We start from the raw sequence: 14,736 nt of genomic DNA, 5'->3' as shown, positions 1-14,736 counted from the left end.
CTGGCTCAACGCAACCTTCCATACCCCAACGCTTCAGCCTCTTGCTGATAGTCGAGAACAACCTGATAGTCGCTTTCACTCGCCGGCAGCACCTCACGCAAACCGAGGACCTCCGCGACATCGGGCAACGCCCGCAACGTCTCGTTCATCACCCGCCGCAACGTCTCAACCTGCTCATCACTGGCCGTCGCCGCGGTGATGTACGGCAAGGTCGGGCTGAACGCGCTGCGCACCACCACCCGCAGCCCCGCCACTTCTTCCGCGGCGTGGCGTGCAAGGTAGGCGAAGGTCACGCTGTCGATGGCGGCGAGGTCGGCCCGGTCTTCCCGCAGCCAGCGCAGGCTTTCGCGATGGCTGCCGCTGACACTGATGCCGCTGAAAAAGCGGCCGTCGCGGTGCAGCGGTGCCAATCGCTGACGCAGCAGGTTCATGCCGCTGTTGGAATCTTCGCCGTTGATCACACCACGGCTGTCGTAAAACTCCGGCAGCGTCCGGCGTGGATCGTCGGCACGACTCAGCAACAGGCTGCAATGATTGCCCCCGCTGCTGTCCGGCAACTCATAGCGCGGCCGTCCGAGCACCCGGACCCGGCCACGCAAGGCCATCATCAACGGGTAGCCGCAGGTCTGGGTCAGCAGCAAGTTCGGGGACAGCCACAGGTCCGGCAGCGACAGCGCATCGGCATTGCAGCGAGTGGTGCTTAGACGCTCGAGGATCCGCGTCAGCCAGCGTTCGTTGGCCTGGCGGATCGGCTCGGGAGCGACGTACATCAGTAACTCGGCGATGTTTTGAGTCATCAGAATATTTCCGTACACCACAATCCAATTCGGGAAATGAGTGTGCAATCAGTGGAACGGGTGTTGCGGACTGTCGATCGCCTTTATCCCGTTCTCGCGCCACAACTGGCCATAACCCCGCACCAGAAATCCACCACTGCGTGCCACCCATTGCTCACGACGCGCACGGTAGACGCGGGGCAAGTCGTACCACGGCAAGCCCGGCAGATCATGATGCACCAGGTGAAAATTGAGATTGAGAAACAGCCAGCGCCACGGCCAGGCCGCCTCGTTCAGCACCGTGCGTTGCTCGGGTTGCGCGTGGGGTCGATGTTCGTAGTACGAGCGGATCATCGCAATCGACAGCGCCGGCACACTGACCAGCAGCAGGTAATGCCATACCGGCAGCACGCTGTAATGGGCGATGAAGCTCAGCATCAGCAGGGTCAGTGCGCCATGGGTCAGCCACATCAACCAGGCCTGGCGCTCACCGGCCATCAGGCGTTGCAGTTGTTCCCGCGCCAGCGCCAGCAAGGCCAGCGGTGCACCGAGCAGAAAGCGACCGAGCACGGTCTTGTTCAGCCAGTGCAGGCTCTGTTCGAACAATGAACGGCCCTGCCACTGCGCGGCGCTGAGGTAACGGCTTTCCGGATCGATTCCAGGGAGAGTGAGGTCTTCATTGCGGTGATGCAGCAGGTGGCTGTCGCGATACAACGTGTAGGGATACCAGACGGCAAACGGCGCGTAGCCGAGGAGTTTGTTCAGGGTGGTCCAGCGGGTGGGATGGCCGTGCAGCAGCTCGTGTTGCACCGACAACCAGAGCACTACCAGCGGAATAAGCAGCAGCGTGCTCCACCACACACCCAGACGGGCACTGCCCAGCACAAGACTGAACCAGCCGAGGTACACGGCGATCAGCAATAACCAGGTCGGCCACTCGGTACGAGCGGTGAGGCGGCGGCGCAGGGTGTCGATTTCTTCTCGATGGGCGCTATCGAAATAATGGGGCATGGCGTTGCTCAGATCGGGACCAGTCCTCTTCTGTGCAACAGCATCGGGAAATCTTGCAGATTATTTGTCGACCGTTCCCACGCGATGGTGGGAACGATCGATCAACGCGGGATCAATGACCGAACACATCCACCTTCTTGGCCTTCTTGTCCGCGCGCTTTTCATCGGCGGTTTTCGCCGGTTTCTTCTTTGCCGCTTTTTTTGAATCCATGCCTTTGGCCATGATACGTACTCCACTCATACGGGATGTGAGATCAGGTATACACCTATCCCCGACGGCGCGTTCTTTTATAATCGCCGGCCGTGCCCAGCCGCAGATCCACGCCATGCCCGACACCCAGTACACCGTGCTCGCCGAGCCGTTATGGCCGCTGATGAACAAGTTCTATCGCGCGCATCAATCCTCGATGAAAGCCGTGCGTGACGCTCAACTGTGGGTGGCTCGGCGTGACGAAATCATCGGTGCCCTCTGCTTGCGGCCGGTGTCGGGCGGGCATTGGCTGACCGGGTTACTGGTCGACCCGGCGTGTCGAGAACAGGGGATCGCGGCGGCATTGATCGGCGCAGCGGTGAAGGGCCTCGAACAGCCGGTGTGGCTGTTCTGCCACCCGGACTTGCGCGGCTTTTATGAACGCCGCGGCTTCACGTTCGACCCGTCCATGCCGTACGCGATGGTCGAGCGCCTGAGCCGCTATGCTCGCAGCAAACCGATGATCGCCATGGGCTTAGAACCATTGGTGAGGTCAACCATCGATAATGTGTGATCGGGCCAGGATTGCTGCGTGCTAGCCTCGGGGTCGACTCGACTCCCTACAGGACGCTCCATGAAACCCGCCCTTCTCGCTTTGTCACTGACTGCGTTGTTCGTCCCCGTGTTAAGCCAGGCCGCCGAACCGTCCAGCGTGTCCGCCGCCCAATATGCCGAGGTGCTGAAAGGCGCTTGGCGCGCGCCGGAGAACGTCGCTCGCGACGGCTATCGCCACCCGCAACAGAGCCTGCAGTTCTTCGGCCTGGGGCCGAAGCAGACCGTGATCGAAATCACCCCCGGCAACGGCTGGTACAGCGAATTGCTGGCGCCGCTGCTCAAGGACCACGGGCGCTACATTGCAGCGGTCCAGGCGCCGACAGTCAGTGACTACACGCGCAAGAGTGAAGAAAAACTCAAGGCAAAATTCACCGCCGCCCCGGCGCAATACGCCAGGGCCGAGGTGCTGGAATACGACCCGAAAGCCCCGGTGTTCGGCAAACCTGCGTCCGCCGATACCGTGCTGACCTTCCGCAACGTGCACAACTGGGTACTGGCGGACACCGCACCGCAGACGTTCGCGGCGTTCTTCAAGGTATTGAAGCCGGGCGGCGTCCTGGGCGTGGTCGATCATCGGGCCAAGGACGGGGCGTCGCTGGACGACATCAAGCACAGCGGCTACCTGACCACCGATTTCGTGGTGAAACTGGCGACGGACGCCGGCTTCAAGCTTGATGCGCAGAGCGAGATCAATGCCAATCCGAAGGACACCAAGGATTACCCGGAAGGCGTGTGGACGCTGCCGCCGACGTTGACCCTGGGGGAGAAGGACAAGGCAAAGTATCAGGCGATCGGGGAGTCGGACCGAATGACGTTGCGGTTCGTCAAACCCCTGAAATAAAGCACTTCCCGCCGACACAAGCCCCCTGTGGGAGCGAGCCTGCTCGCGATAGCGGAGTATCAGACAACATCAGCGTTGAATGGTAAACCGCCATTGCGAGCAGGCTCGCGCCTACATGGGTGTTGGGGTGTATCTGGATCAGTCGTCGGCGTTGGGATCGAGGTCCGGGAACATCACGTCGGTAAAGCCGAATTTAGTGAAGTCGGTAATCCGCGACGGGTACAACCGGCCGATCAGGTGATCGCATTCGTGTTGCACCACCCGCGCATGAAAACCCTCGGCGACGCGCACGATCGGCTCGCCCTTGGGGTCGAAACCTTCGTAGCGGATCTGCTGATAACGCGCCACCGCGCCCCGCAGGCCGGGCACCGACAGGCAGCCTTCGAAGCCCTCTTCCATCAGCGGGCTCAACGGTGTGATCAGCGGGTTGATCAGGATGGTTTGCGGCACCGCCTCGGCATCCGGATAACGCTCGCTGTGCTCGAAACCGAAGATCACCAGTTGCAGGTCTACGCCGATCTGCGGCGCGGCCAGGCCAACGCCGCCGACGCTCTCCATGGTCTGGAACATGTCGTCGATCAGTTGCCATAGCTCGGGGCTGTCGAACATGTCCGCCGGGACCGGTGGCGCAATGCGTAGCAGGCGCTCGTCGCCCATTTTGAGGATTTCACGGATCATTTGATGACTTCGTCAGTGCTCGGTTTGATCGAGTGGTCCCGACCCAGTCCCGAAACATGTTGTTTGGGTTCAGGGTCGAGTTCGCCGGGGACTTTCTCGCCGGGGTCCTTGCCTTCGCTCGACATGTGTTCGATCACCGCATTCATCTCCGCGCCGAGCAGCAGCACGGCCGACGAAATATAGAAGTACAGCAACAGCACGATGATCGCGCCGATACTGCCATACATGGCGTTGTAGTTGGCGAAGGTCTTGACGTAAAACGCGAAGCCCAGCGACGCGACGATCCACACCACCACCGCCAGCACCGAGCCGGGGGTGATGAAACGAAACTCCTGGCGCACGTCGGGCATGACGTAATAGATCAGCGCAACGGCGATCATCATCAGGATCACGATCACCGGCCAGCGTGCGATCGTCCAGACCGTGACGATGAAATCTTCCAGCCCGACCTGCGCCGCGATCCAGCCCATCACCTGCGGCCCGAGCACCATCAGCGCAGCGGCGACCAGCAACATGCCGGCGATGCCGATGGTGTAGATGATCGACAGCGGAAAACGCTTCCACGCCGGGCGACCTTCCACGACGTCATACGCGGCGTTCATCGCACTCATCATCAGGCGCACGCCAGCCGAAGCCGTGTACAGCGCGATGACGATACCGACCGAAAGCAGGCCACCCTTGGATTGCTGGAGCTGGTCGATCACCGGGTTGACCTGTTCCAGCGCCTGGGGCGGCAGGACCAGTTCCGATTGCAGGCGCAGCCAGGAGAAGAAGTCCGGCAGGTGCAGGAAACCGATCAGGGCAATCAGAAACAGAATGAAGGGGAACAGCGAGAACAGCATTTGATAGGCCAGCGCCGAGGCATAGGTCGACATCTCGTCGTCGACGAATTCGGTGACCGTGCGCACCATCACGCGATGGATGGGCAAGCCTTTCATGTCAGGGAAAATCATGAGCGTCTCCTTTCGCCGCAAATCGGTTGAAGTCGTGGCGACTCAGGGGCCGTTTTCTACAACAAAGTAGCCTACTTGGCGACTTTGAAACAATTTCCGCGTGCAAGTTCAGGCCGACACAAAAACGGCCATCCGTGGATGGCCGTTTCTGATACTCATAAAAGGCCGAATCAAGCCTTGTCGACGCCTTTCTTGATGGCATCCTTGGCTTTGCCGACCGCTTGCTGGGCTTCGCCTTTCTTTTCCTGAACCTTGCCTTCGGCTTGCAGTTTGGTGTTGTCAGTCGCTTTGCCGACGCCTTGCTTAATGTTGCCGGCTGCTTCGTTGGCCATGCCTTTTACTTTATCGCCAGTGCTGCTCATGGTGTTTCTCCTGTGAACAATTGAACGAGAAAAGTCGTTACACAAAGATTGACCGGAGGCCTTTGCACGGAGTTTCATTTATTTTCACGACGACATTTCATCGTCGCGTGCAGGTTGGGCTTTATGTTTGCCGACCAACCCCCGAGAATGCGCAACGTATTCAGGCCATGGCGCTGAAGATCCAATCCCGTAGGAATGTTATGAAACTCGATAAAAAGCAGGCCATTGCCCGCAGAAACCAGGAACTCGGCGGTGCTGTGCTTGGCGTCAATAACTGCCATTTCACCGAATTGAACCGCAACCGCAACATCTGGTGGTTCGATATTCCGGTGGCGCGCCTGGCCGTGGGTCAGTACGAATGGATTCACTTGCTGATGCATACGCCGGACACCGACGAACTGCTGCACCTGAAAGTACCGACGGTGTTCCTGCGCGAGAAGCTCGAAGAGCTGGTGGTGCGTAATCAGGGCAAGCGCAAAGCGGCATTGAGCCTGGAACTGAGCGCGGACAAGGATTCGTACCTGCAGGACATGCGCCCGGCGGGCACCAACGTCAATTTCGCGCCGTTCCGTCAATAAGCATCGGCCGCGTTTCCAGGCGTTCGACAAAAAGCCCCGCATATGCGGGGCTTTTTGTCGATCACGCGGTGGCTTGCCTGGCTTTCAGCTTCTTCAGCTCTTCATCACGCAACTCACGGCGCAGGATTTTGCCAACGTTGGTCGTGGGCAACGCGTCGCGGAATTCCACGGCTTTCGGCACCTTGTAGCCGGTGACGTTGGCGCGCATGTGCTCCATGACTTGCTCTTTGGTCAACGTCACGCCCGGTTTGGCGACGATGAAGATCTTGATCGCCTCGCCCGACTTCTCGTCCGGCACGCCGATGGCCGCGCATTGCAGCACGCCCGGCAGGGTCGCGAGCACGTCTTCCAGTTCATTCGGGTACACGTTGAAGCCGGACACCAGGATCATGTCCTTCTTGCGATCGACAATGCGCATGTAGCCGTCAGGCTGGATCAGCGCGATGTCACCGGTCTTCAGCCAGCCCTCGCTGTCGAGCATTTCGTCGGTGGCTTCCTGGCGCTGCCAATAGCCTTTCATCACCTGCGGGCCTTTCACGCACAGTTCGCCGATTTCACCCAGCGGCTGCTCCACGCCGGCATCGTCGATGACTTTGCACAGGGTCGAAGGCACCGGGATGCCAATGGTGCCGATCTGGATGTTCTGGATCGGGTTCACCGTGGCCACCGGGCTGGTTTCGGTCATGCCGTAGCCTTCGCAGATGGCGCAACCGGTGACCGCTTTCCAGCGCTCGGCCGCGGCCAGTTGCAGGGCCATGCCACCGGACAGGGTGACTTTCAGCGCCGAGAAATCCAGCTTGCGGAAGCCTTCGTTGTTGCACAGCGCCACGAACAAGGTGTTCAGGCCGACGAAGCCACTGAACTTCCACTTCGACAGTTCCTTGACCATCGCCGGCAGGTCGCGCGGGTTGCTGATCAGGATGTTGTGGTTGCCGATCAGCATCATCGCCATGCAATGAAAGGTGAAGGCATAGATGTGGTACAGCGGCAGCGGCGTGATCAGGATCTCGCAACCTTCATTGAGGTTGGAACCCATCAGCGCCTTGCACTGCAGCATGTTCGCCACGAGGTTGCGATGGGTCAGCATCGCGCCCTTGGCCACGCCGGTGGTGCCGCCGGTGTATTGCAGCACCGCCACATCACCGCTGGCCGGGCTGGCTTCCGCCACTGGCTGGCCATGGCCCTTGCTCAGCACGTCGTTGAACCTGACGGCTTTGGGCAGGTGGTACGCCGGGACCATCTTCTTCACGTACTTGATGACGCTGTTGATCAACAGACGCTTGAGCGGCGGCAGCAGGTCGGCCACTTCCGTGACGATGACGTGCTTGACCCCGGTTTTCGGCACGACGGTCTCGGCCAGGTGCGCCATGTTGGCCAGGCAGACCAGGGCTTTGGCGCCGGAGTCGTTGAACTGATGTTCCATTTCCCGCGCGGTGTACAGCGGGTTGGTGTTGACCACGATCAGCCCGGCGCGAATGGCACCGAATACAGCGACCGGGTACTGCAAGACGTTGGGCAGCTGCACGGCGATTCGATCGCCCGGCTGCAAGTCGGTATGCTGTTGCAGGTACGCGGCAAACGCCCCGGACAATTCGTACAGTTCACCGTAGGTGATTGTCTTGCCCAGGTTGCTGAATGCCGGCTTGTCGGCGAAGCGTTGGCAGGACTGCTTCAACACTGCCTGAATATTCGGGTACTCGTCCGGATTGATGTCGGCAGCAATCCCGGCAGGGTACTTATCCTTCCAGAAGTCTTCGATCATGGAAGCCCACTCCTCAGCAACGCGAATTCAAATACCGCATTCGATGCGATTATTATTGGTGTTTGGTTATTGGTGAGCCTGGCTTTTTTGAAGGCCGAGAGGTCACAAAGCGCGCCGAGAGTAGCAGCTTTGCAAAAGGTCGCCTAGAGCCAAAAGCAGGCTCTACGGTCACATTGGTGACTCAAGAATCGCAGGCAGTCATTTTAGAGCAAAGAACCTATATGTCGCTGAAAGCCCCGTAATCAGGGCCTTCGGCGAAAACTGTAGGAGCGAGCTTGCTCGCGAAGAACCGGAGGCCGCCGCTGGGCATCTGATTTTGCGCGTGATCGTTCACGATCTTCGCGAGCGAGCTCGCTCCTACAGGATCCGCACATGGCGGGTCTTCACCGCTTACGCAATATCCCGCAACTCCCGCCGCAGAATCTTGCCCACCGGCGTCATCGGCAACGACTCACGCAACACGATGTGTTTGGGTACTTTGTACGCGGTGAAGTTTTCCTTGCAGTAGGCCTTCAGCTCTTCAAGGCTGACCCCCGATTCCCGCGCCACCACGAATAACTTCACCGCCTCCCCGGAACGCTCGTCCGGCACGCCGATAACCGCGCAGTTGGCGACTTTCGGGTGGGCCATTACGACGTCTTCGATTTCGTTCGGGTACACGTTGAAGCCCGAGACAATGATCATGTCCTTCTTGCGATCGACGATGCGCACGAACCCGTCCGGGTCGATCACCGCGATGTCGCCGGACTTGAACCAGCCCTCGGCATCCAGCACTTCGGCGGTGGCTTCGGGTTTCTGCCAGTAGCCCTTCATGATCTGCGGGCCCTTGATGCACAGTTCGCCGCGCTCGCCCAGCGGCTGCTCGGCGCCTTCATCGTTGATCACCTTCAGCGTGGTGCCCGGCACCGGCAGGCCGACCGTGCCGATCCGCGATTTGTCGCCGTACGGGTTGGTGCACGCCACCGGGGAGGTTTCGGTCAGGCCGTAGCCTTCGGTGATCCGGCAACCGGTCAGTTGCTCCCAGCGTTCGGCAGTGGCCTTGACCAGCGCGGTGCCGCCGGAGTTGGTCAACTTCAGGCTGGAGAAATCCAGGGTCTTGAAATCCGGATGGTCCATCAAGGCGACGAACAGTGTGTTGAGCCCCAGCAGGCACGAGAACCGCCAGTTCTTCAGTTCCTTGATGAAGCCGCCAATGTCACGTGGATTGGTGATCAGCACGTTGTGGTTGCCCGTCACCATCATGCACATGCAATTCGCCGTGAACGCATAGATGTGGTACAGCGGCAGCGGCGCGATCATCACCTCCTGCCCTTCGCGCAGCAGCGGCTGGCCATCGTTGCCGAACTGCCCGAGGCACGCCCGCGCCTGCTGCATGTTCGCCACCAGGTTGCCGTGGGTCAGCATCGCACCCTTGGCCAGGCCGGTGGTGCCGCCGGTGTATTGCAGCACGGCGATGTCGTTGAGCCCGGCGTTCAGCGGCTTGATGCTGAGGCCCCGGCCCATGCGCAACGCACTCTTGAAGGAAATGGCTTGCGGCAAGTCATACTCCGGGACCATTTTCTTGACCTTGCTCACCAGCGTGTTCACCAGCCAGCCTTTGGCGGCGGGCATCATGTCGCCCATCTTCGCTTCGATCAGGTACTGGAGGTCGGTGTCAGGCAGCACTTCCTGGACCTTCTGCCCGAACATGTTCAGGTAGACCAGCGCCCGGGCGCCCGAATCCTTGAACTGATGGCGCATTTCCCGCGCGGTGTACAGCGGGTTGGTGTTGACCACGATCAGCCCGGCGCGCAACGCACCGAACACGGCAATCGGGTATTGCAGGACGTTGGGCATCTGCACCGCGATGCGATCCCCGGGCACCAGGTCGGTGTGGGCTTGCAGATAACCCGCAAACGCAGCGCTGTAGCGCTCCAGTTCGGCGTAGGTCAGGGTCACGCCCATGTTGCTGAAGGCCGGGCGGTCAGCAAATTTCTTGCAGGAACGCTCGAACACCTCGATCACCGATTTATAGGCTCCTTGGTCGATATCGAGGGGGACGCCGGCCGGGCGTTTGTCATTCCAGAAATCAGGTTGCATTGTTCTTGTCCTCTTTACCTGAACCTATCCGGGCCGCGTTTCTGTCTTTCGCTCTCATCCATGCAGCGCGAAGCAAAAAGCGGAGCTTCAGGGACACTAGCAGCTATGGCGAATCAGGCAAATATGCCAACGCGTGACATTGATCGCGTGAATCTTGGTGCCGTGGCGTGGCCTGATCAGACGGCGAGCGAAGGATGCGCTATACAATGCACCGTGCCCATGCAAAGGAATCGCCATGATCCACGACACCTTCTGGCTGACCGCGAGTGACCGCAGCCGCCTGTACGTCAACCAATGGCTGCCGGCCTCGCCGCTGAACGCGGTGATCCTGCTGGCCCACGGCATGGCCGAACACAGTGGTCGCTATGCCCGGCTGGCGGAACAATGCTGTGACGAGGGCTACGGGGTGTACGCGCCGGACCTGCGTGGACATGGCAAAACCGCCGAAAACGGGACGCTCGGCCATTTCGCCGACGACGATGGCTGGTGCAAGGTGGTCGGCGACCTGGCCAGCCTCAATCAGCACATTGGCCAGCAGCATCCCGGCGTGCCGATCGTGCTGCTCGGTCACAGCATGGGCAGCTATATCGCCCAGGCGTATCTGCTGCATCACAGCGCCAGCTTGCACGGCGCGGTACTCAGCGGCTCGAACTTCCAGCCCGTGGCGCTTTATCGCGCGGCGCGGCAGATCGCCCGCCTCGAACGCCTGCGTCAAGGGCCGAAAGGCCGCAGCGCGCTGATTGAATGGCTGTCGTTCGGCTCGTTCAACAAGAAATTCAAACCGGTGCGCACGCCGTTCGACTGGCTCAGCCGCGATCCGGCCGAAGTCGACCAGTACGTCAACGACCCGCTCTGCGGGTTTCGCTGCACCAATCAGTTCTGGATCGATTTGCTCGGCGGCTTGCAGCAAATCAGCAAAGCGTCCAATCTCGCTCAGATCGATCCGGGCCTGCCGCTGCTGGTGATTGGCGGCGAATGTGATCCGGTGAGTGAAGGCAAGCGTCTGAAAGACCTGGCCGAGGCGCTACGTGCCGCGGGCAGCCAGAGCCTGCAATTGACGATTTACCCGCAGGCACGGCACGAACTGTTCAACGAAAGCAATCGCGACGAAGTGACGGCCGATGTGCTGGGCTGGATTGCCCAAACCCTGAGCCACCGCCGACCAGCCCGATCCGAATAGTTTTTTTGTGGCTTTTTTATTTGTTACAGGAATTGAAACCGATGACCCAGGTGACCAACACCCCTTACGAAGCCCTCGAAGTCGGGCAGACCGCCAGCTACAGCAAGACGGTCGAAGAGCGCGATATTCAACTGTTCGCCGCGATGTCCGGTGACCACAACCCGGTGCACCTGGACGCCGAATTCGCTGCCGCCAGCATGTTCAAGGAGCGCATCGCTCACGGCATGTTCAGCGGTGCCCTGATCAGCGCAGCCGTTGCCTGCGAATTGCCTGGGCCGGGCACCATTTATATCGGTCAGCAGATGAGCTTTCAGAAGCCGGTGAAGATTGGCGACACCTTGACGGTGCGTCTGGAAATCCTCGAGAAGCTGCCGAAGTTTCGAGTGCGCATTGCCACCCGCGTGTTCAACCAGCGTGATGAGCTGGTGGTGGATGGCGAGGCGGAGATTCTGGCACCGCGTAAACAGCAGACGGTGACGTTGCCGACCCTGCCGGCGATCAGCATCGGCTGACCCTGCGCACAACGGTAGGAGCGAGTTTGCTCGCGGAAGACGTTAACGATAACGCGTTGATTCTGAATAAACGTGTTGTTCAAAGGTTCTTCGCGAGCAAGCTCGCTCCTACGGTTCTCGCTGCCCCTCCTGCACCTGCACACTCGCCGTCATCCCGGAACTCAGGTTGATCCCCTCGGGCACCTTGTCCAGTTTGATCCGTACCGGAATCCGCTGCGCCAGTCGCACCCAGTTGAACGTCGGCTCCACTTCCGCCAGCAACTGCCCATCCGGCGTGGTGTTGCGGTCGGTAATCCCGCGGCTGACACTTTCCACATGCCCCTGCAGCGCTTCGCCTGCGCTCATCAGCCAGACCTTCACCGGGTCGCCGACGCGAATCCGCGGCAGTTTGGTTTCCTCGAAATACGCCTGTACGTAGAACGTCGAATCATCGATCAAGGCCATCACCGCTTGCCCGGCATTCACATAATTGCCTTCAGCCAGACGCAGGTTGGTGATATGACCGTCGCGCGGCGCATGCACCTGGCTGCGAGCAAGGTTGAGCTCGGCGACCTTGGCTTCCGCCTGGGCTTCGCGCAGTTCGCCACGGGCGATGCCGGCGTTGATTTGCGCGTTTTCGCGCAACTCGGCACTGATCGCCTGCGGACCAAGGGCCAAGCGACGACTGGCCTCGCGCTCACGCAGATTGAGTTGTTGCTGACGGGTCTGCACCACCGCTTGCGCCTTTTCCAGCGCCGCTTCGAAACGATCGCGGTCGATGCTCAGCAACAGATCACCGGCCTTCACCGCCTGGTTATCGACCGCCTTGAGTTCACGCACCCAGCCCGACACGTCCGGGGCGATCACCACCACATCCGCGCGAATCCGCGCGTCCCGTGTCCAGGGCGTGAGCATGTAGTACTGCCACAACTGGAAACCGGCAAAAATCGCCACCGCCACCAGGCACAGGGTAACGGCGACACGTACGGGTGTACGCATGTTCAACTCCTTTATAAAGGGCCGAGAACGACGGTGATCAGGGTCAATACACAGACGTACAAGGCGCAATCGAATAACGCTTCGTGCCAGATCCAGCGACCGGCCGGGGTCAGGCGCAACAACAGGCGCAAGCCCGCGGTGACCAGCAGCGCCAGCAGCACATAAATCAGAAACGGACTGAGCAGCACGCCACCCACCGACCACTCACGCAAGCCCATGGCTGTGCTCCTGTTGAAGGCACCAGGCGCGCCAGCTGTTCTGCAATTGCAGCACCGCGCCCTGGGCCAGTTTCACCGCATCGCTGGGCGGCAATGCGTACAAGGTGTTCAGGAATGCTTCGCTGGGTTGCTCCAGGGCATCGGCACATTCGCCGCGCGGGCCTTGTTCAAGGACTTTTTCCAGGCCGTCGAGATAGCGTCGCTGCGGCGCACCGACCGGCACCTGCGCCACCGCCAGGCTCAGGCGCAAATGCAGCAGTTCATCGCCGATGTCGAGGCCGAGCAGGCCATCGTCCCAGCGACTGCGCGCCGGTTCCGGCAGTTCGGGGTAGTGCCGCGCCAGTTGCAGCAGGCGGTCGGCCATGCGCCCGCCGAACCAGCTTTCGGCGCCTGGCAGATGGCGTCGGGTCAGGCGCACCAGATCATCAAGGGTTGCCGCCAGCAAACGCCGCCCGTGCCAGGCCGGGTTGCGCAGGATCAGCAGGTGGAACGCCAATACCGCAGCGCCGACGCCGACGACCATCGCTTGAGCGCTGTTGAAGAAGGTGGCGACGTCGAATTTCATCGCGTTGAGCGGCGCGACCAACACAATAAAATGCAGGCAGAACGACGTAGCCGTGGCGCCGATCTGTGGCTTGGCCATGCCCAGCGCGCCAAAAAACAGCGGCACGCCCATGCCCATGCACAGCAACGCGAAACCGCTCCATTGCGGCAGCAGAATCTGCCCGACAACAAACGCCGAGGGGATTGCCAGGAAAATCCCGCGCATGAAACTCATGCCGATCTGCGCGCCGTTTTCGCGACTGGCGAACAGGCTGCACACCACGCAGGTCAGCACCAACGCTCCGGATGCAGCGGGCCACGCCGTCGCCAGCCAGAAACACGACACCACCAGAAACGCCAAGGCACTGCGCGCGCCGAACACCAACGCCAACGGCAGATCGCGGTGCGGCGTCAGGGTGCGCGGCGGATCGACCGTTTCCTTACCCTCCTCCACCGCGATCAACGCCGTGTTTGCCGCCAGGGCGGTGTCCATCAACAAGGTGAAGCGGACCAGGCAGTAACTCTGCGCAGAGCTGATCTGCGGGTCATGGGAGGCGTCGAGCAAACGCGGACGCAGGACTTGCAACGTTGCGTTATCCGGATGGTCGAGTGCTTGCTGCACCTCGCTCATCCATGGCCGCAGCTGCTCGGCTTCCGGGGGCTCCAGTTGCTTCCACTGCCGCCGCACCGACCGGGCGATGCGCAGCAGCATCAACAGTTTCTGGCTCAGGCCGCTGATGGCCCGCGCACGTTGCCGGCCCAGCCCGCCTTCGAACCAGGCGTGCTCACGCTGGGCGTCCACGGCGACGATCCGGCCAAGGATTTCCAGCAAGCCCTTGCGCGCCTGAGCGTCGCCGGCCAACGTCGCGCGCGCGGCGTTCATCCCGCTGCGCCACGCGGCGCGTGCCTGATCTGACAGTTGCCGTTCGACCCGCATCGGCCACAGCAGCGCACTGGAGGCGGTGGCGCAGAGGATGCCCAGGCAGATTTCCGTGCAGCGCGCGACGGCCTGATCAAACACGGTCAGCGGATGGTTGATGGCGGGCAAGGCGATGATCGCGACGGTGTAGCCGGCCAGGACAAACGAGTAGGACCAGGCACTGCGCAGCAACGTCGAACTGGCGGTACACAGCCCGAGCCATAAAGCCAGGGCCAGCAAAAACAGCCACGGGGTTTGCGCGAACAACCCCATGAACACCACCGACATGATCGTCCCGATCAGCGTGCCCAACAGCCGTGCCAAGCCCTTTTGCACGACCATTCCGGACAACGGCTGAGCGACGATGAACGCCGTCATCAACGCCCACGCCGGTTGCTCGAGCCCCCAACGCAACGCCAGCCACAATGCCAGCCCGCCGCCGATCAGGGTCTTGATCGCGAACTGCAGGGCGAGGCGGTCGGGCGCGAATAAAGCCTGCAAAGTGATAGGCACGTGAAGCACTCTTGAGGGAACGATTTAA

Annotated in this window: 15 protein-coding genes and 1 pseudogene; 5 read left to right on the top strand and 11 right to left on the bottom strand. The window is 60.9% G+C overall.

The annotated features are described in order from the left end of the window. Nucleotides 1-5: 5 nt before the first annotated feature. Entirely contained in the window at nucleotides 6-797 is a 792-nt protein-coding gene (locus tag NTD84_RS27930) for a phosphate/phosphite/phosphonate ABC transporter substrate-binding protein (RefSeq protein ID WP_262172284.1), read from the bottom strand. A 48-nt stretch (nucleotides 798-845) separates the two neighbouring features. Then, a complete protein-coding gene (locus NTD84_RS27925) occupies nucleotides 846-1,787 on the bottom strand; it encodes a fatty acid desaturase (protein ID WP_262172282.1) in 942 nt (313 codons plus the stop codon). A gap of 326 nt (nucleotides 1,788-2,113) precedes the next feature. On the opposite strand from NTD84_RS27925, the gene NTD84_RS27920 reads away from it, so the two are divergent. Then, the gene (locus tag NTD84_RS27920; protein ID WP_262172281.1) at nucleotides 2,114-2,551 is read left to right on the top strand and encodes a GNAT family N-acetyltransferase; all 438 of its coding nucleotides are present in this window, start codon (nucleotides 2,114-2,116) and stop codon (nucleotides 2,549-2,551) included. A 60-nt stretch (nucleotides 2,552-2,611) separates the two neighbouring features. Then, nucleotides 2,612-3,433 carry a class I SAM-dependent methyltransferase gene (locus NTD84_RS27915; protein ID WP_262172280.1) on the top strand — a complete coding sequence of 274 codons (822 nt, stop codon included), beginning with the start codon at nucleotides 2,612-2,614 and terminating at the stop codon, nucleotides 3,431-3,433. A gap of 138 nt (nucleotides 3,434-3,571) precedes the next feature. On the opposite strand, the gene def is transcribed toward NTD84_RS27915, so the two are convergent. From def to NTD84_RS27900, 3 genes are all read right to left on the bottom strand, one after another. After that, nucleotides 3,572-4,111: a peptide deformylase gene (gene def, locus NTD84_RS27910; RefSeq protein ID WP_262172279.1), complete on the bottom strand. Its 540-nt coding sequence runs from the start codon at nucleotides 4,109-4,111 to the stop codon at nucleotides 3,572-3,574. Then, nucleotides 4,108-5,064, bottom strand: a complete 957-nt coding sequence (locus NTD84_RS27905; RefSeq protein ID WP_262172278.1) for a YihY/virulence factor BrkB family protein — start codon at nucleotides 5,062-5,064, stop codon at nucleotides 4,108-4,110. Before NTD84_RS27905 ends, def begins: the two co-directional genes overlap by 4 nt. 170 nt (nucleotides 5,065-5,234) lie before the next feature. Beyond that, complete coding sequence (locus tag NTD84_RS27900) at nucleotides 5,235-5,426, bottom strand: CsbD family protein (protein WP_262172277.1); 192 nt, start codon at nucleotides 5,424-5,426, stop codon at nucleotides 5,235-5,237. Between the two features lie 200 nt (nucleotides 5,427-5,626). On the opposite strand from NTD84_RS27900, the gene NTD84_RS27895 reads away from it, so the two are divergent. Further along, complete coding sequence (locus NTD84_RS27895) at nucleotides 5,627-6,004, top strand: hypothetical protein (RefSeq protein ID WP_262172276.1); 378 nt, start codon at nucleotides 5,627-5,629, stop codon at nucleotides 6,002-6,004. A 61-nt stretch (nucleotides 6,005-6,065) separates the two neighbouring features. Here the strand turns inward: NTD84_RS27895 and fadD1 are convergent, their stop codons facing one another. The 3 genes and pseudogenes from fadD1 to fadD2 all read right to left on the bottom strand — a co-directional run bounded on the left by fadD1 (nucleotide 6,066) and on the right by fadD2 (nucleotide 9,845). Then, entirely contained in the window at nucleotides 6,066-7,766 is a 1,701-nt protein-coding gene (fadD1, locus tag NTD84_RS27890; RefSeq protein WP_262172275.1) for a long-chain-fatty-acid--CoA ligase FadD1, read from the bottom strand. Nucleotides 7,767-8,022: 256 nt separating this feature from the next. Next, nucleotides 8,023-8,103 (bottom strand): annotated as a pseudogene (locus NTD84_RS27885) (outer membrane lipoprotein carrier protein LolA); the annotation flags it as partial. Nucleotides 8,104-8,156: 53 nt separating this feature from the next. Further along, nucleotides 8,157-9,845 carry a long-chain-fatty-acid--CoA ligase FadD2 gene (fadD2, locus tag NTD84_RS27880; protein ID WP_262172274.1) on the bottom strand — a complete coding sequence of 563 codons (1,689 nt, stop codon included), beginning with the start codon at nucleotides 9,843-9,845 and terminating at the stop codon, nucleotides 8,157-8,159. Between the two features lie 235 nt (nucleotides 9,846-10,080). On the opposite strand from fadD2, the gene NTD84_RS27875 reads away from it, so the two are divergent. Next, nucleotides 10,081-11,025: an alpha/beta hydrolase gene (locus NTD84_RS27875; RefSeq protein ID WP_262172273.1), complete on the top strand. Its 945-nt coding sequence runs from the start codon at nucleotides 10,081-10,083 to the stop codon at nucleotides 11,023-11,025. 41 nt (nucleotides 11,026-11,066) lie between these two features. Continuing rightward, the gene (locus tag NTD84_RS27870; RefSeq protein WP_071553717.1) at nucleotides 11,067-11,537 is read left to right on the top strand and encodes a MaoC family dehydratase; all 471 of its coding nucleotides are present in this window, start codon (nucleotides 11,067-11,069) and stop codon (nucleotides 11,535-11,537) included. A gap of 108 nt (nucleotides 11,538-11,645) precedes the next feature. On the opposite strand, the gene NTD84_RS27865 is transcribed toward NTD84_RS27870, so the two are convergent. The 3 genes from NTD84_RS27865 to NTD84_RS27855 are packed head-to-tail and all read right to left on the bottom strand — an operon-like array spanning nucleotide 11,646 to nucleotide 14,708. Continuing rightward, a complete protein-coding gene (locus tag NTD84_RS27865; protein WP_262172272.1) occupies nucleotides 11,646-12,515 on the bottom strand; it encodes an HlyD family secretion protein in 870 nt (289 codons plus the stop codon). An 11-nt stretch (nucleotides 12,516-12,526) separates the two neighbouring features. Continuing rightward, nucleotides 12,527-12,733 carry a DUF1656 domain-containing protein gene (locus NTD84_RS27860; RefSeq protein WP_157713162.1) on the bottom strand — a complete coding sequence of 69 codons (207 nt, stop codon included), beginning with the start codon at nucleotides 12,731-12,733 and terminating at the stop codon, nucleotides 12,527-12,529. After that, nucleotides 12,720-14,708, bottom strand: coding sequence for an FUSC family protein (locus NTD84_RS27855; RefSeq protein ID WP_262172271.1), 1,989 nt, complete (start codon nucleotides 14,706-14,708; stop codon nucleotides 12,720-12,722). Before NTD84_RS27855 ends, NTD84_RS27860 begins: the two co-directional genes overlap by 14 nt. Nucleotides 14,709-14,736: the final 28 nt, after the last annotated feature.

Source organism: Pseudomonas sp. 14P_8.1_Bac3 (assembly GCF_025466085.1).
GTDB lineage: Bacteria > Pseudomonadota > Gammaproteobacteria > Pseudomonadales > Pseudomonadaceae > Aquipseudomonas.
The sequence above is the reverse complement of the archived record's forward strand: the minus strand, read 5'-3'. Positions and strand labels throughout refer to the sequence as shown.